The 15,786-nt window shown below is 73.7% G+C and carries 16 protein-coding genes; 5 read left to right on the forward strand and 11 right to left on the reverse strand.

The features are described 5' to 3' along the window. Positions 1 to 22: 22 nt before the first annotated feature. Positions 23 to 586, forward strand: a complete 564-nt coding sequence (locus tag ACYVID_RS09220; protein ID WP_460736416.1) for a SigE family RNA polymerase sigma factor — start codon at positions 23 to 25, stop codon at positions 584 to 586. Next, positions 583 to 1,788, forward strand: a complete 1,206-nt coding sequence (locus tag ACYVID_RS09225; protein ID WP_460736417.1) for a hypothetical protein — start codon at positions 583 to 585, stop codon at positions 1,786 to 1,788. The genes ACYVID_RS09220 and ACYVID_RS09225 overlap by 4 nt, the downstream gene beginning before the upstream one ends. 6 nt (positions 1,789 to 1,794) lie before the next feature. On the opposite strand, the gene tsaD is transcribed toward ACYVID_RS09225, so the two are convergent. Continuing rightward, positions 1,795 to 2,850: a tRNA (adenosine(37)-N6)-threonylcarbamoyltransferase complex transferase subunit TsaD gene (tsaD, locus tag ACYVID_RS09230; protein ID WP_460736418.1), complete on the reverse strand. Its 1,056-nt coding sequence runs from the start codon at positions 2,848 to 2,850 to the stop codon at positions 1,795 to 1,797. A 33-nt stretch (positions 2,851 to 2,883) separates the two neighbouring features. On the opposite strand from tsaD, the gene ACYVID_RS09235 reads away from it, so the two are divergent. Next, a complete protein-coding gene (locus ACYVID_RS09235) occupies positions 2,884 to 3,633 on the forward strand; it encodes a GNAT family N-acetyltransferase (RefSeq protein WP_460736419.1) in 750 nt (249 codons plus the stop codon). Here the strand turns inward: ACYVID_RS09235 and ACYVID_RS09240 are convergent. From ACYVID_RS09240 to ACYVID_RS09270, 7 genes are all read right to left on the reverse strand, one after another. Beyond that, positions 3,596 to 4,237, reverse strand: coding sequence for a nucleoside/nucleotide kinase family protein (locus tag ACYVID_RS09240; RefSeq protein WP_460736420.1), 642 nt, complete (start codon positions 4,235 to 4,237; stop codon positions 3,596 to 3,598). The two genes, ACYVID_RS09235 and ACYVID_RS09240, sit on opposite strands and share 38 nt — an antisense overlap. Then, entirely contained in the window at positions 4,234 to 5,007 is a 774-nt protein-coding gene (locus ACYVID_RS09245; RefSeq protein ID WP_460736421.1) for a TSUP family transporter, read from the reverse strand. Before ACYVID_RS09245 ends, ACYVID_RS09240 begins: the two co-directional genes overlap by 4 nt. A gap of 61 nt (positions 5,008 to 5,068) precedes the next feature. Beyond that, positions 5,069 to 5,554 carry a GNAT family N-acetyltransferase gene (locus ACYVID_RS09250; protein WP_460736422.1) on the reverse strand — a complete coding sequence of 162 codons (486 nt, stop codon included), beginning with the start codon at positions 5,552 to 5,554 and terminating at the stop codon, positions 5,069 to 5,071. Further along, positions 5,551 to 6,198 (reverse strand): tRNA (adenosine(37)-N6)-threonylcarbamoyltransferase complex dimerization subunit type 1 TsaB, encoded by a 648-nt coding sequence (gene tsaB / locus ACYVID_RS09255; protein WP_460736423.1) that lies wholly within the window; start codon positions 6,196 to 6,198, stop codon positions 5,551 to 5,553. The genes ACYVID_RS09250 and tsaB overlap by 4 nt, the downstream gene beginning before the upstream one ends. 32 nt (positions 6,199 to 6,230) lie before the next feature. Beyond that, on the reverse strand, positions 6,231 to 6,977 hold the full coding sequence (locus ACYVID_RS09260) for a lytic murein transglycosylase (RefSeq protein ID WP_460736424.1): 747 nt from the start codon (positions 6,975 to 6,977) through the stop codon (positions 6,231 to 6,233). 51 nt (positions 6,978 to 7,028) lie between these two features. Continuing rightward, entirely contained in the window at positions 7,029 to 7,640 is a 612-nt protein-coding gene (locus tag ACYVID_RS09265; protein ID WP_460736425.1) for an HAD family hydrolase, read from the reverse strand. Between the two features lie 16 nt (positions 7,641 to 7,656). Further along, positions 7,657 to 8,451 (reverse strand): 3'(2'),5'-bisphosphate nucleotidase CysQ, encoded by a 795-nt coding sequence (locus ACYVID_RS09270; RefSeq protein WP_460736426.1) that lies wholly within the window; start codon positions 8,449 to 8,451, stop codon positions 7,657 to 7,659. 436 nt (positions 8,452 to 8,887) lie between these two features. On the opposite strand from ACYVID_RS09270, the gene ACYVID_RS09275 reads away from it, so the two are divergent. Continuing rightward, entirely contained in the window at positions 8,888 to 10,447 is a 1,560-nt protein-coding gene (locus tag ACYVID_RS09275; protein ID WP_460736427.1) for an HNH endonuclease signature motif containing protein, read from the forward strand. A 315-nt stretch (positions 10,448 to 10,762) separates the two neighbouring features. On the opposite strand, the gene pth is transcribed toward ACYVID_RS09275, so the two are convergent. After that, the gene (gene pth, locus ACYVID_RS09280) at positions 10,763 to 11,371 is read right to left on the reverse strand and encodes an aminoacyl-tRNA hydrolase (protein WP_460736428.1); all 609 of its coding nucleotides are present in this window, start codon (positions 11,369 to 11,371) and stop codon (positions 10,763 to 10,765) included. A 52-nt stretch (positions 11,372 to 11,423) separates the two neighbouring features. Then, positions 11,424 to 12,101 (reverse strand): 50S ribosomal protein L25/general stress protein Ctc, encoded by a 678-nt coding sequence (locus ACYVID_RS09285; RefSeq protein ID WP_460736429.1) that lies wholly within the window; start codon positions 12,099 to 12,101, stop codon positions 11,424 to 11,426. Positions 12,102 to 12,365: 264 nt separating this feature from the next. Here ACYVID_RS09285 and pepN point away from each other — a divergent pair, with 264 nt between their 5' ends. Next, entirely contained in the window at positions 12,366 to 14,801 is a 2,436-nt protein-coding gene (pepN, locus tag ACYVID_RS09290) for an aminopeptidase N (RefSeq protein WP_460736430.1), read from the forward strand. A gap of 167 nt (positions 14,802 to 14,968) precedes the next feature. On the opposite strand, the gene ACYVID_RS09295 is transcribed toward pepN, so the two are convergent. Beyond that, on the reverse strand, positions 14,969 to 15,786 hold an 818-nt coding region (locus tag ACYVID_RS09295; protein WP_460736431.1), incomplete at its 5' end, for an IS110 family RNA-guided transposase.

Below are 15,786 nucleotides of genomic sequence, written 5' to 3' on the forward strand. Positions count from 1 at the left end.
TCATGGACATGCGAGCACCACGATGAGGACTGCGACGGAGGTGGAGCACGTGGGCACGCGCGGGACCGAGCAGGAGCGGGTGGACGCCGAGTTCACGGCGTACCTCCACGCCCGCCAGGGCGCGCTGCTGCGCACCGCCTACCTGCTGACCGGCGACCGGCACCAGGCCGAGGACGTGCTGCAGACCGCGCTGGCCAAGCTCTACCTGTCGTGGGACAAGGTGCGCGAGCGCGAGGCGACCGACGGCTACGTGCGACGGATCCTGGTCAACGAGACCACCTCGCTGTGGCGCCGGCCGTTCAAGCGGCGCGAGCGCGCGACCGACGTGCTGCCCGAGGGCGGCGTCGAGCCGACGTACGACGAGGGGCAGCGGGCGGCCGTGTGGGCGGTCGTTTCCACGTTGCCGCCGAAGGCGCGCGCGGTCGTCGTGCTGCGCTACTACGAGGGGCTGACCGAGGCCGAGACCGCCGAGGTGCTGGGCGTGAGCGTCGGCACCGTGAAGTCCCAGGGCAGCCGGGCGATGGCCCTGCTGCGCGACCGCACCCCGGGCCACCTGGCCCCCGGCTCCCGGGAGGAGGAGCGATGAGCGACGAGAAGACCTTCGAGGAGGCCCTGCGGATCCAGGCGGTCGGTGCCGGTGCGCCGACGCTGACGCTCGACGACGTCCGCGGCCGGGCCCGGGGCATCCGGCGGCGCCGGGCGGCCGTCGTCGCCGGCGGCGCAGCGGCGCTGGTCGCCGCCGCGGTAGTCCCGATCGCTCTCCTGACCGGCGGCGGGTCCACCGACACGCTCCCTCCCGTCAGCACGCCGACCGTGAGCGACACCGCCAACCCGGTCCCCGAGCAGGTCGAACCGGTCGACCAGACCGGGTCATGGGTGGAGGGCAACCAGATCCACCCCGCAGTCGGCGAGCCGTTCGTCCCGGACGTCGACGGCGAGATCTCGACCGTCATGTGGCTCACCGACGGGCGCTGGGTCTTGGGCGCTTACCCCGACGGCGGCTCCTTCGCGGTCCTCGAGACCGACAGCACGGGCCGGGTGATCGACACCTACGAGTCGCTCGAGGGCGGCATGGCCTCCGACGACGCCGGTGGGGCCGTGACCTGGATCGGCCCCGACAGCCGTCCCATGGTCCTGGTCTCCGGCGTTGCCGAGCCGTTCGGCCTGCCGGCCGAGCTTGACGGGGCGCGGTCCGCGGGCGCGCCGATCGAGATCCTCCCGGGCTGCACGGCCGAGGACTGCGTGGCTCTCGTCGAGGTCTACGACAACAGCCCGGACGGGTCGACGCAGTACTCCGTGACCCACACCGGAGAGGTCCTCTCGCTGGACCGTCTCGGCATGCTGTCGATCACCGACATCTCGGCCGACGGCGCGCTGGTCTCGGGCATCGTCTCGGCGGACGAGTTCGGCCAGGAGTACTGCAGCGGCGTGCTCGTGTTCGCCACCGGCGAGGAGCTGTGGCGTACCTGCGAGGCCGGGACGTTTCGGTTCTCTCCGGAGGGTCGGTACGTGCTGGGCGTCGACGCCTACCTCGACGGGTTCGGCCACTCGTTCGTGGAAGTGAGAGACGCGATCGACGGCACGGTGGTCAGCCGGTACGAGGGTGGCACCGTCTTCGACGAGACCTGGGCCTCCGCCGAGTCCTACCTCGTGTCCATGCAGGCCAACACCGGGGAGAACCTCCTCCTCGAGGTCGATGCCGGCGGGGCTAACTCGGAGCCGACGGTGGTCGCGCGCGGCGGTGTCACGCCCGGAGACCCGTCGCCGCTGCGGCTCACCGGGCGCTGAGCCGGCTCAGCCCGCCAGCACCTCGGTCACCGGGAGGCTGGAGTCGGCGGGGAGGTCGAGCGGGGAAGGCGTGCGGCCCCGCGCGACCATCTCCGACCCGAGCGCGGCGACCATCGCGCCGTTGTCGGTGCACAGGCCCGGCCGCGGCACGCGGACCCGGATGCCCAGCTTCGCGGCGCGTTCCTCGGCCAGGTGCCGCAATCGGGAGTTGGCGGCGACGCCGCCGCCGATGAGCAGGTCCTCGATCCCCTCGCTGGCGGCCGCGTCGAGCGCCTTGCGCACGAGCACGTCGCAGACGGCCTCCTGGAAGGAGGCGGCGACGTCGTTGACGGGGACCGGCTCGCCGGCGCGCTCCTTGGCCTCGACCCAGCGGGCGACCGCGGTCTTGAGCCCGGAGAAGGAGAAGTCGAAGCGGTGCCGCTCGAGGTCGCGGCGGCTCGTGAGGCCGCGCGGGAAGTCGATGGCGACGGTGTCGCCCTCGCGCGCGGCGCGGTCGATGTGGGGGCCGCCGGGGAACGGCAGGCCGAGCAGCCGGGCGACCTTGTCGAAGGCCTCGCCGGCCGCGTCGTCGATCGTCTGGCCCATCGGGTCGACCCCGCCGTCGTGGCCGGTCACGTCGGTGACCCGCAGCAGGCTGGAGTGGCCGCCGGAGACCAGCAGCGCGACGCAGGGCTCCGGCAGCGCACCGTGCTCGAGCTGGTCGACCGCCACGTGGCTCGCGAGGTGGTTGACGCCGTAGATCGGCTTCCCGAGCCCCAGCGCCAGCGCCTTCGCCGCGGCCACCCCGACAAGGAGCGCGCCGGCCAGGCCGGGGCCGTTCGTCACCGCGATCGCGTCGACGTCGTGCAGCCGGATGCCGGCGGTCTCGCAGGCACGCTCGATCGTCGGGACCATCGCCTCGAGGTGGGCGCGGCTGGCGACCTCCGGCACCACCCCGCCGAAGCGCGCGTGCTCGTCGACGCTGCTGGCCACAGCGTCGGCCAGCAGGGTGTGGCCGCGGACGATGCCGACGCCGGTCTCGTCGCAGGAGGTCTCGATGCCGAGGACGAGGGGCTCGTTCACGCAGGACATGGTGCCACCGGTGAGGATGGCCCCGTGGAGGGCCTGCGCGAGATCGATCCCCATGAGCTGGTGGCCACCTCGGAGCACCCGTTCGTGCGGCACCAGCTCGACCCCGACGACACGGTGCTGGTGCTCGCGCTGGGTGAGGCGCTGGTCGTCGACGGCAACCGGAACCGCACCGGTCCCTCCGACGGGCGGCCGTCGCTGTGGTGCCTGGGCCCGCCCGCCGACCTCGCGCGCCTCGCCCACCTCGCGGTCGACCGGGTGGACCCGCCTGGTCGCGTGAGCGTGCAGGCGGCGTCGTACGACGGGCTGCCGGGGGCGTGGCGCTTCCCGACGGAGGGCCACTGGCACTGGATGCTCACCCACGACCAGCCGCCGGCGCACCCGCTGGAGCCGTCGGTGGTCGAGGTCGACGACGCGGGCGCGATCGACGCGCTGCTCGACCTCGCCAACCCGGGCTCGTTCGCGCGGCCCGGCTCGCGCGGGGTCGAGTGCTGGCTGGGCGTCCCGGGTCCGGACGGGCTGCTGGCCGTCGGTGCCCTCTACCGCGACCCGTCGGGCGCAGGGCACCTGCGCTCGGTCACCACCCGTCCCGACGCCGCCGGCCGCGGCCTCGGCACGGCGGTCTCCGCCGCCCTGACCCGGCGGGCGCTGGGACGCTCGGGCACCGCCACGCTGGGGGTGTACGTCGACAACGCCCCCGCGCTCGCGGTCTACGACCGGCTGGGCTTCCGGACCGTCGTCACGTTCCGCTCGGGTCGGGCTCCGGGTCGAGGATGATCGAGGCCCGCTCGCGCGGGCGCTCCTCGGCGACGTAGGTCCGGCAGGCCGCCTGGTAGCGGGCGTCGTACGCCGCCGCGGCCGCCTCCGGTCCGCCCAGTGCCTCGGCATCGCGGGTGATGCCGCGCGCGGTCGCGGTCGGCTCGTCGGTGTCCACCCACACGACCTCCTCCCACAGGTCGCGCAGCGGCCCGCGCTGGACGAAGGTGGCCGCGAACACCACGACCGCGTCCTCGGGCACCACGACCGTGCGTCCGGTCAGCACCTCGTCGGTGGCCAGGTCGTGCACCGCGGGCGCGATCGTGCGGTCACCGCCGGGCCCGAGCGGTCGCAGCACCCGCTCGGCCAGCGCCTCGAGGTCGTAGGCGTCGTCGTAGTAGCCGCGGGCCGAGTCGCGACCCTGCCGGTAGCGGCGCTCCCTGACGTGGTGGAAGCCGTCGGAGTCGACGTGCAGCGCCGGCCGCCCGGCGCGCCCCAGCTCCGCGACCAGCCACCGGGCGAGGGTGGTCTTGCCCGCGCCGCAGTACCCGTCGATCCCCACCCGCACCGGCCGTCCCAGGTCGAGGTCGCGCAGGTGGGCGAGGAGCTCGTCGCGGCTGCTCACGACACCCCCTGGGCGAGGTACAGCGCACCGACCGCTGCGGCCAGCACCCCGAGGAGCACGCGCAGCCCACGCTCGGGCAGGTGCGGCTGCAGCCGCGCCCCGAGGTAGCCGCCGACCAGACCTCCGAGGCCGCACGCGATGCCGACCGGCCAGTCGGGTGCGAAGGAGCCCGGCGCCACCACCGCGAGGCCGGTGAACGTGGCGGCGCCGACCAGGGACGTGAGGAAGGTGGAGGCGAGTGCTGCCGGCGCGACGGCCGCCAACGTCAGGCCGGAGCCGACGAGCACCGGGCTGAGCAGCGACCCGCCCCCGATCCCGTAGACCCCGCCGACCAGGCCGACGCCCAGCGCCAGGACGACGATCGCGCGGGGTCCGAGCGGGCGCAGGGCACGGGGCGGACGCATCGTCCGTCCCACCAGCCACCCGCCGAGGGCGAGCAGCACCAGCCCGGCCACGACCCGGAAGGTGTCGGGACCGGGCAGCAGGTAGACCCGCACGAGCGCGCCGAGGACGACGCCGGGGAGGGTCCCTGCGACGAGGAGACGGGTGAGCGGGGTGAGGAGGAGGCCGTCGCGGCGGTAGCGCAGGAGGGCGCCCGGCGTGGCGATGACGTTGTAGAGCAGGTTGGTGGAGGTGACGGCCGGGTTGGGGACCCCCAGCACGCTGAGCTGGACGGGCAGCACGAAGACCGCACCGGACACGCCGACCGGCGCGGTGAGGGTGGCGATGAGCAGACCCGCGGCGAAGCCGACGAGCAGGTCCGCGAGCACACCCGGACCCTAGCGGCGCCCGCGACGGACGGCCGGTGCGGACCCCGCCGCCGGGGCCGGGTCAGCCGCCGCAGCGCGGGCCGACGCCCAGGCGCATCACGACGGCGGTGGCGCCGTCGCGGTAGTAGCGCGGGCGCCGGTCGACCTCGGTGAAGCCGCGGGCGGCGTAGAAGCCGAGGGCGCCGGCGTTGTCCTCACGGACCTCGAGCAGCAGCCGGTCGGCGCCACCGGCACGGGCGGCGACGACGCAGGCGTCGAGGAGCGCGGAGGCCACGCCACCCCGGCGGTGGTCGACGTCGACGGCGATCCGCTGCAGCTCGGCGACGTCGACGACCACGGAGACGACCGCGTGCCCGACGACCTGACCACCTGTTCCGCCACCCACCTCGGCGACGAGGTACGACGTGTGCGGCACCCGGCCGGCCACACCCTCGGCCAGCAGCCCGGCCGACCAGGCGTCGGCGCCGAGGTTGGCCTGCTCGGACGCGACGACCGCGTCGAGGTCGGCCTCGGCGGCTGCCCGGACCTGCACCGGGCGGGTCGTCACGAGACCTGCTTGCGCTCGCCGGGGGCCACGGCGTCGGGGCGCCGGAGGTACATCGGCTCGGGGTCGAGCAGCTCGGCGCGCTCGTCGGCGATGACCCGCGCCAGCCAGCCCGCGCTCGGCCGCGTCGGGCCGAGGGACGTCGGGAAGTGCTCGGGGTAGAGCAGCGCCCCCTCCCCCACCACCGGGAGCGCGGAGGCCGCAGCAGCCGGCTTCACGACGACCGGGTCGGCCAGGCGCACCCCGTCGCCGTCGTACGACGCCAGGTAGACCTCCTTGCGGCGGGCGTCCGTGGCCACGAGGAACTCCTCGGTGCCGGCGGGCAGCGCGCCGGTGTCGGCGGCCTCGACGGCGAGCACGTCGAGCGAGCAGACGCCGTAGACGGGCACCTCGAGGACGAAGCCGAGGGTGCGCGCGGTGACCAGCCCGACCCGCAGGCCGGTGAAGGGGCCGGGGCCGACGCCGACCCCGACGGCGGTGAGGTCCTGGCGGACGATGCCGACCTGGTGCATGGCGGCCTCGATGAGCGGGGCCAGCTGCTCGCCGTGCTTCATCGGGCGGTCGGCGACCAGCTCGGCCACGACGTCGGTGCCGTCGTGGAGGGCGACCGTGACGAGCGGGGTGGCGGAGTCGAGCGTGAGCAGCACGGCGACGAGGCTACTGCGCGGCTGCGGGGCGGCTACTGCCCGGCGCGCTCGGCGTAGGTCGTGGCGGCGGCGTGCACGGCCTCGACGTACTCCCGGCTGCGGTTGTAGCTCAGCACCGCATCGGTCCAGGCCTCGCCGGAGGTCAGGTCGCGACCCGAGGCGCAGAGGTAGCGCGCCGCGGTGGCGGCCGCGTCGTCGAGGTCGTGGGGGTCGGTGGTGCCGTCGTCGTCGCCGTCGGCGGCCCAGGGCTCCCAGGAGGAGCGGAGGAACTGCATCGGACCGACCGCGCGCTCCCAGACCTCGTCGCCGTGCCAGGCGGCCGACGTCGGGGTGGAGCGGATGGCCGCGACCGGGCCGCGCCCGTTGAGCGGGACCCCGATGATCGGCGGGTCCGGACGACCGTCGAGGGTCAGGACCCGGTCGTCGATGGTGCCGTGGTGCGACTCGACCCAGCCGATGCCGGCGAGCGTGGTCCAGCCGAGCTCGCAGCCCCCGACCCCGGAGAGCTGCGCGTCGGCGTACGCCCGGAGCGCGGGGAGCGGGATGCCGGTGCGACGGGAGGTCTGCTCCAGCCAGCGCTGGTCGACCAGCTGCCCGCCCACCGGCGCCGAGGCGGGGGCGTCAGCGGTGACCGGGACGGGCGCGGCGAGGTAGGCCGCCGGCGGGGTCAGGTCCAGCGCCCGCGGGGTGGCGTAGAGCCTCGACAGCCCGAACGACGCCGCGGTCACCACGACCAGCAGCGTCGCGAAGAGCGCGATGGAGCGCGGGCCGGAGATCACGCCCGCGATTGTGCGGCAGGTCACCGACCAGGCGCGAACCGGCAGGGGCGGTCAGGCGGCCGGCTGCACGCCGTGCGCGGCGAGCAGCCGCTCGAGGACGTCGTGGCCGAGGTCGAGGTGCCAGTGCTCGGCACGCAGGCCCACGGCTCGAGCGGCCTCGACGTTGGTCTCCATGTCGTCGACGAAGAGCACCTCCGCCGCCGGGGCTCCGATCCGCTCGACGGCGATTTCGAAGTAGGCCGGCTCGGGCTTCTTGGTGCCCATCTCCCAGGAGTAGCAGGAGACGTCGAACAGCGCGTCGTAGCCCAGCACGGTCGCCATGTGCTCGCCACGCTGCCGGTGCTGGTTGGTGCCCAGGTGGACGCCGAGACCGGCCGCGCGGAGGCGCCGGACCAGGGCAAGGCTCTCCGGGGACGGGGTGATGTCGTGCCACAGCCGGCGGTAGACCTCGAGCGGGTCGACCTCGGCGTACGACGGCACGACGGCCTCCACGACGTGCAGGAAGTCGCCCTCGCCCCTCAGCGGCCCGCGCTCGGCGGTCCACAGGGCGCGGCCGAGCTCCTCGGCCCGGTCGCCGGCCCACTCGACCAGCAGGCCGATCGGGTCGGGGGCACTGCGTTGCAGCACCCCGTCGGCGTCGAGCAGGACGTGGCGGACCGGCACGGTGGGTTGGCCCGGCTCAGTCGGTGCCGTGCTCGGCGATGAAGGCGAGGATCTGCTCGGAGAGCTCCGGGCGGCACACGATGAGGTCGGGCAGGTAGACGTCGTCCTGGTTGTAGACCAGCTCGTCGCCGTTGACCCGGCTGGTGAACAGGCCGGCCGCGCGGGCCACCGCGACCGGGGCGGCGGAGTCCCACTCGTACTGACCGCCGGCGTGGACGTAGGCGTCGGCCACGTCGCGCACGACCGACATCATCTTGACCCCGGCCGAGCCCATGGGCACCAGCTCGGCACCCATCTCCTCGGCCAGCGCCTGCACGAAGGCCGGCGGGCGACTGCGGGAGACCGCGATGCGCGGCCGCTCCGAGGTGCTCGGCGGCACGATCGGCGGGTTCCCGGTGTTGAACGTCTCGCCCAGCACGGGCTGCGCCACGGCGCCGGCCACCAGCGTGCCGCCCTCCTCCGTCGACTGCCAGAGCGCCACGTGCACGGCCCAGTCGTCGCGCGGGGGCTCGGAGAACTCGCGGGTGCCGTCGAGCGGGTCGATGATCCACACGCGCTCGGCGGAGAGCCGGGCCTTGTCGTCCTTGCCCTCCTCCGACAGCACGGCGTCCTCGGGACGGTGCTCGGCGACCAGGCGCATCAGCAGCGCGTGCGCGGCGGCGTCGCCGGCGTCCTTGAGCTCCTTGCCCTCCAGGCCCTCGGCCCGCACCTCGAGGAGGCGGCGGCCGGCCGTCTCGGCCAGCCAGGTGGCGAGGACGTGGTCGTCGGCGTCGGCGGGGGGCGTTCCGGGCTCAAAACCAGAGGAGGTCACGCCCCGCAGGCTATCGGTCACCGGGCCGACGCCGACCTGGTGGTCGCGCGGGGGAATGTCGGCGAGACCGAGCCGCGCTGGTTGGTCGAGCAGGCGAGCGCCAGCGCCGTTCTGCGGTGGTCGAGCAGGCGCGCCGCTAGGCGAGCCGTCGTCGAGACCCCGTACGCCGACGCGCCCCGCTGTACCCCTGGTTGCTCCCTGGGTCACCGCCTGCGGGTCGTGGCGGGTTCGCGCCGCAGCAGGTCCCGAATTCAGTGAAGGCGTGGTCGCCCTGGGTGCCACTTCAGCTTCTTGGTTGCGCTCGACTCGATGGTCGCCCGCCGCTGGGGTGCTCGCTTGGGTCGGGCTTCGAGCGACGCACCTAAGTGTCTCAGAAAAGTGGGTCTGAACTGCGGAAACGCTGTCTGTCGAACGTGTGTTCGACTACACTTTCACCATGCCCACCAGCTCCCTCCTCGAGGCGATCCGCGCCGCCAAGGCGCGTGAGGACGACGCAGCCCGCGAGCTGCTGATCGGGGTCGCGCAGTGGGCAGATGCGCACACCACCGGTGTCCTGATGCCGGACTTTTACGGCACCTACTCCCACCCCGACGAGGAGGTGTACGACGCCGCCGAGGCTGCGTGGACGGCCCGGTTCGGGATGCCCGGTGCCGACACCATGCTCGATCTGGCCGGCGCCGGCGCTCCCGAGGTCTCCGACTTCGCCGTCACCGAGTTGTCTACCGCCCTCGGGCGCACGCGCGAGTCCGGGCGCCTGCTCGTGGGTGACGCCATCGAGGCCAAGCACCGCCTCCCCAAGGTCTGGGCCCGGCTCGTCGCCGGACAGGTCACCGCGTGGCGGGTCCGCCGCCTCGCCCAGACCACCAAGGCCCTCTCCGAAGCGGCCGTGGCGTTCGTCGACGCCCAGGTCGCCCACGTCATCCACACCGCCGGACCCGTCGTCGTCGACCGACTCGTCCTCGAGGCCTCCGCCCGGTTCGACCCCGAATCCACCGAGGTCGCCGAGTGCGACACCCGCGCCAACCTCTACTTCGACCTCGACCTCGCATCCCTCGCCACCTCGGTCGGTGCGGCCTCCGCCGTGTCCGCCGACGGGCTCCTCGACCGCGCCGACGCCGAGGACCTCGAAACAGCCATTCGGCAGATCGCCCACCAGCTGCTGGCCGACGGTTCCACCGACGACCTGGCCGTGCGCCGCGCGAAGGCGCTGGGCTACATCGCCCGTGGCCAAGACCTCCTTCCCGCACCTGATGCGGCCGCCGGCGAGGATGATCGAGCGACGCAGGACCAGCGAGCCGCGCAGGACGGCCGAGCGACACAGGACGGTCGAGCCGCGCAGGACGGTCGCGAGACGCAGGATGGTCGAGCAGCGAGCGCCAGCGAGCGTCGTCGAGACCGCGCGACCGACACGCCCACCGGCCCCGGCAGCAACGCCCGCACGTCCGCTCGCCGGATCGTCGTGCTCACGGTCCACCTCTCCGACGCCGCCCTGACCGGCGCACCCCAGGTCGACCCCGTCACCGGCAAGCTCGGCCTCAACCTCGCCCGCCTCGACAACCACCGCCAGCTCCTCACCGCCGACACCATCCGCGAGTGGTGCGGCACCCCCGGCACCCAGGTCATCGTCAAGCCCGTCATCGACCTACACGACACCGTCGCCGTCGACTCCTACGAGGTCCCCGACCGCATCGCGGCCCGCGTGAAACTCACCAGGACCACGTGCTCGTTCCCCCACTGCCGCAGACCCGCCGAGTCCGCCGACCTCGACCACACCGTCGAGTACGTCCCACCCGACCGAGGCGGACCACCCGGCCAGACCAGCACCGAGAACCTGGCGCCACTGTGCCGCCACGACCACCGCGCCAAGACCCACCCCTCACCAGCAGGCAGACCCTGGGCCGTCCGCGGACTCTCACCAGGCCACTGGCTCTGGACCAGCCCCCACGGCAACCAGTTCCTCGTCCACCCCGACGGCACCACACCACTCACCGTCTGACCACCCGACACCGCTCGCAGCCCGACCACCACCCGGCGGCCGGGCTACCAGCACGCCCACCCCCTCGCCCTCGACGGCCTGGCGATCAGACCCCCCAGGGTGGAGGTCCCCTCCGGCACCAGGTGCCGGACACGACCTCCAGCTACGTCGCTCTCCTCGGATGACAGCGAGGCGACCGGCCGGGCAGGCGTGCGCGCGGCTGGGCGGGCTCGGGCGCATCCGGCTGTGCACAGCCGCCGACCGCACACCGGTGCCAGCAGGTGGCGACAACGGCCCGCGCACTCGTCGGCCCGGCGGGACGGCCGGCAGCGACGCTCAGCTGTTGAACCGCTGCTGGGTCTTCTCGAGCCCGTCGGAGACGAGCGACTCGACCGCGTCGGCGGCGGTGTCGACCACGAAGGGCAGCACCTTGCGCTCGGCCGAGGAGTAGTCCGACAGCACGAAGTCGGCGACCTCCTGGCGACCCGGGGGACGGCCGATGCCGACCCGCACCCGGTGGAAGTCGCCGGTGCCGAGGGAGGAGCGCATGGACTTCAGCCCGTTGTGGCCGTTGTCGCCGCCGCCGAGCTTGACCCGCATCGTGTCGAAGGCGATGTCGAGCTCGTCGTGGATCGCCACGACCTGGGCGGGGGCGACCTTGTAGAAGGTCGCGAGGGCCTTCACCGGCCCGCCGACCTCGTTCATGTAGCAGCGCGGGCGGGCCAGGACCACGCGCGGCCCGGGGACGCCGGGCGGGGTGAGCCGGCCCTCGACGACGTCGGCGCGGCCGGACTTGTGGGCGCGGAAGCCCGAGCCCATCCGGCGGGCCAGCTCGTCGGTGACCATGTAGCCGATGTTGTGCCGGTGCCCGGCATAGCTCGGGCCCGGGTTCCCCAGCCCGACGACCAGCCACACGTCGCCGGTGGCGGTCGAGTCGTCGCTCATCTGGGGATCCCGGGCCCGTCTGCTCAGAAACCGCACGAAGTGACGGGGTGCGTCACTCGGAGTCGGCGTCGCCCTCGGCAGCAGCCTCGTCCGAGGAGCCCTCGGCGGCGGCGTCCTCGTCGGACTCCTCGCGCTCGATGCCGGCCTCGGCCTCGGCCTCCTCCAGCTCGGCCTCGAGGGCCTCGGCGGAGACCTGCTGCGCGACGTTGACCACGAGGGTCTCGGGGTCGGTCAGCAGGGTGGTGCCCGAGGGCAGGGAGAGGTCCGAGGCGTAGATGAGGGTGCCGGCCTCGGCGCCCTCGACGGAGACCTCGAAGGACTCGGGGATGTGGGTCGCCTCGGCCTCGACAGAGACGGTGGCGTTCTCGGTGACGACCAGGGTCTCGGGGCCGGCCTCGCCGACCACCACGACGGGGACGTCGACGGTGACCTTCTCGCCGCGCTTGACCGCGACGAAGTCCACGTGCTCGAGCACGCGGCGGATCGGGTCGACCTGGACCTGCTTGGTCAGCGCGAGCTGGGTGGTGCCGTCGATGTCGAGCTCGAGCAGCGCGTTGGGGCCGCCGTGCTTGAGGGCCATCATCGTGTCGTGGCCCGGCAGGGTCAGGTGCTGCGGCTCGCCGCCCTGCGAGTAGACGACGGCGGGGACCTTGTGCTCGCGACGGATGCGGCGGGCAGCGCCCTTGCCGAACTCGGTGCGGACCTCGGCGGTGATCTTCTCGGTGGACATGCGCTCTCCTCGTGCTGCGGTGCTGCTGACGTGTCGGGGGTGTGGTGCGGGCCGTGCGTGACGTGTGGGAGCCGGGCGGGCCGGGGGCGGACGCAACAGCGCCGCGCTCCCGGTGGTGACGAGGCAGCGCGGCGCGATCTCCGCCCTGTCGATCACGGAGCCCCGCGACCCTGCCGGACCGCGCGCTCCCTCGCCGAGGCAACCGCAGCAGTCTAGGTCGGCCCGCAGGCGAAGGCGAATCGGTGACCGCCCTACGGTGGGCCCATGTCGCTCACGCTGGCCGAGGCCCGGGACCGTGCCGCCACCGTCGAGGTCGCCTCCTACGCGATCGACCTCGACCTGACCGGTTGGGAGCGACGGCGCTTCGCCTGCACCACCACGGTCCGGTTCACCGCGGCCACGCCCGCGACCTTCCTCGAGCTCACGGCCGCCACGGACGTCACGGTCGACTGCGCCCACCCCCTCACCTGGACGTACGACGGTCGCCGCATCGCCTTGGACGGCCTGCCGGTCGGCGAGCCGGTCGAGGTGGTCGTCCGGGCCGAGGTGCCCTACGTCAGCGACGGCGACGGCATGCACCTCATGACCGACCCGGAGGACGGCGAGACCTACATCTCGGCGTACCTCTCCCTCGACGTGGCGCAGCGCGTCTTCCCCTGCTTCGACCAGCCCGACCTGAAGGCGACCTTCGACCTGGCGGTGACCGCCGACCCGCGATGGACCGTGCTCGCCAACGGCCGGGTGCGCGAGCACGACGAGACCGCGGGACGCTGGCGGTTCGCGACCACGCCCCGCATCTGTCCCAGCCTCTTCGTGGTGTGCGCGGGCCCGTGGCACTCGGTGACCTGGGAGCACGCCGGGCTGCCCTTCGGCTGGCACGCACGCGCCTCCCTGGCCGCCGAGCTCGACCGCGACGCCGACGAGCTGCGCCGCACGACCGAAGCCTGCTTCGACCACTACGCCACGCTCTTCGACCAGCCCTACGCCTTCGACTCCTACGACCAGCTCTTCGGCCCCGGCCACAACTGGGGCGCGATGGAGACCCCGGGATGCGTCACCTACCGCGACGAGTACCTCCCGCGCGGACGCGTCACCGACCACCAGCGCGTTGCGCGGGCGACCGTGATCGCCCACGAGATGGCGCACATGTGGTTCGGGAACCTCGTGACGATGCGCTGGTGGGAGGACACCTGGCTCAACGAGTCCTTTGCCGACTACATGGGCTACCGCGTCGCGGACGACGGAGCGGGCTTCGCGGGCGCCCTGGTCGGGCACGAGTCGTCGCGCAAGCCTGGGGCCTACACCGCCGACGAGCGCCGCTCCACCCACCCGGTGGCGCCGGCGCCGGAGGACGTCCCCGACGTCGACGCCGCCTTCGCCAACTTCGACGCCATCTCCTACTCCAAGGGCAACTCCTGCCTGCGCCAGCTCGTCACCTGGCTCGGCGACGAGGACTTCCTCGCCGGGGTCAACGCGCACCTGACCCGGCACGCCTTCGGCAACGCCACGCTCGACGACCTCGTCTCGGCCCTCGACGAGGCCTCCCTGCGCGACGTCCGCGCGTGGGCCGAGGCCTGGCTGCGGCGGCCGGGCTTCGACACCGTCGCGGTCGAGCGGGACGCCGACGGCACGCCGGTGCTGGTGCGGGAGGGCTCGCGCCCCCACCGCTTCTCGGTCACGGCGTACGCCGCGGACGGCTCCGTCGCCGGCGAGCGGCTCATCGACCTGGCCGGCGCACCGCTCCCCCTGCCGGACTGGGCCGGTCTGGCCGTCGTGCCCAACAGCCGCGGCGAGTCCTTCGTCCGGCTGCGCCTGGACGACCACTCCGCAACCTTCGTCCGGCAGCGCCTCTCCGACGTCACCGACGAGCTGCAGCGCGCCGTGCTGTGGGCGCACTGCTTCGACGAGGTCCGCACCGGTGCCCTGCCCGTGCCGGCGTACGCCGACCTGGTGGCCGCCCACCTGCCCCGCGAGCCCCGGCCCGCGCTCGCCACCGCCGTGCTCGACCGCACCCTCGGAGCGGTCCGCACCCGGGTCGCCGCCGCCGACGCGGTCGCCGGACTCTCCGACGCGGTCGCCGCGGCGTGCACCACCGGGCTGACCTCGGGGCCGGGCGCCACGGACGACCAGGTCGCCATCGCCCTGGTGCGCGGGCTCGTCGCCACGACCCGCGAACCGCACCTGCTGGAGCGCTGGCTGGAGGCAGGCCGCACCGACCTCGGCGCCGACGTCACCCTGGACCCGGCACTGCGCTGGTCGGCGCTGGCCCGCCTGGCCGCCCTCGGCGCCGTGGACTCCGACCGGATCGCCGCCGAGCGGGCCACCGACGGGTCGTTCGCCGGCGACCTCGGCGCCGCCCGTGCGCTCGCCGCCCGCCCGACACCGGAGGCCAAGGCGCAGGCCTGGGCCCGGATGGTGGAGCCGGAGGTCTCCAACCGGCTCTTCGAGTCGCTGGCCGCCGGCCTGTGGGACGCCGAACGCCCCGACCTGTGCGCGCCGTACGTCGAGGCCTACCTCGACGCCGGCCCCGACATCGCCCGCCGGCGTGGCCAGGGCTTCAGCCTGGTCCTGGGGCGCAACGCCTTCCCCGCCCTGGCCCTCAGCGCCGACCAGCGGTCACGACTGGCGGAGGTGCTGGCCGCTGACGTGCCCACCGTCCTGGCGCGTCAGTGGAACGACGCGCTGGACGACCTGGGCTGAGCCTGGATCCACCGATGGTCGCCGTCGCGAGCGGCACCAGATGGGTGGCCTGGCAAGGCGCCCGACGCGAAGGCCTGCTGGGTGCCCGTCGAGCGTCGGCAACGCAGCCAGGGCGCCCAGATGGTGTCGCGCAGCAGGCGAGAATCGGTGGATTCTCAATGACTTTGTCAAGCCGATTGGGCCAGCTGTTTCCGGACTGGCGGGGTGGGCTCGAAGGGTCGGTTGTCGCGTAGGAGGGCCCATAGGACGTCGACGCGGCGGCGTGCCAGGCAGATGAGCGCTTGGACGTGCTTGTCGCCCTCACTGCGCTTCTTCAGGTAGTAGTCGCGGTTGGGTCCCTCGCGCATCATCGCTGACTGCGCGGACAGGTAGAACACGCGGCGCAGCTTGCGGGAGTAGCGCACCGGGCGGTGCAGGTTCCCGGTCCGTCGACCCGAGTCCTTCGGGACCGGTACCAAGCCAGCGGCCGACGCGAGTCGGCCGGCGTTGGCGTAGCCGTTGAGGTCGCCTGCTGCGGCGATGAGCTCAGCTCCCAAGATCGGACCCATGCCGGGCAGGGACTCGATGATCGCGGCCTGAGGATGGGCGCGGAAGGTGGTCGTCACGCGTTGATCGAGGTCCTTGATCCGGTCGTCGATCGCCAGTAGCTGAGCGGCCAGATCGGCCACGATGGTGGCCGCCACGTCCTGCCCCGGAACGACCGTGTGCTGGGCCCCGGCCGCATCCAGCGCAGCAGCCGCGACCTGGTCGGCGCTGCGAACCTTCCGCTTGACCAGCCAGCCCTGCAGCCGGGACTGGCCGATCCGACGGATCGCGGCTGGGGTCTGGTAGCCGGTCAACAGCACCAGCGCGCCGCGACTGTGGGCGTAGTCGAAAGCCCGCTCCAGTGCGGGGAAGTAGCCGCTGAGCACGTCGCGGAGCCGGTTGATCAGCCGGACCCGGTCAGCGACCAGGTCGGTGCGGTGGGTAACCAGCAGCCGCAGCT

The organism is Nocardioides ginkgobilobae (assembly GCF_054781275.1).

Excerpts from the sequence above, each read along its gene's own strand:
- pepN (WP_460736430.1), top strand. The coding sequence starts at position 12,366 with ATGTCGCTCACGCTGGCCGAGGCCCGGGACCGTGCCGCCACCGTCGAG.
- ACYVID_RS09225 (WP_460736417.1), top strand. The coding sequence starts at position 583 with ATGAGCGACGAGAAGACCTTCGAGGAGGCCCTGCGGATCCAGGCGGTC.
- ACYVID_RS09285 (WP_460736429.1), bottom strand. The coding sequence starts at position 12,101 with ATGTCCACCGAGAAGATCACCGCCGAGGTCCGCACCGAGTTCGGCAAG.
- pth (WP_460736428.1), bottom strand. The coding sequence starts at position 11,371 with ATGAGCGACGACTCGACCGCCACCGGCGACGTGTGGCTGGTCGTCGGG.
- ACYVID_RS09275 (WP_460736427.1), top strand. The coding sequence starts at position 8,888 with ATGCCCACCAGCTCCCTCCTCGAGGCGATCCGCGCCGCCAAGGCGCGT.
- ACYVID_RS09220 (WP_460736416.1), top strand. The coding sequence starts at position 23 with ATGAGGACTGCGACGGAGGTGGAGCACGTGGGCACGCGCGGGACCGAG.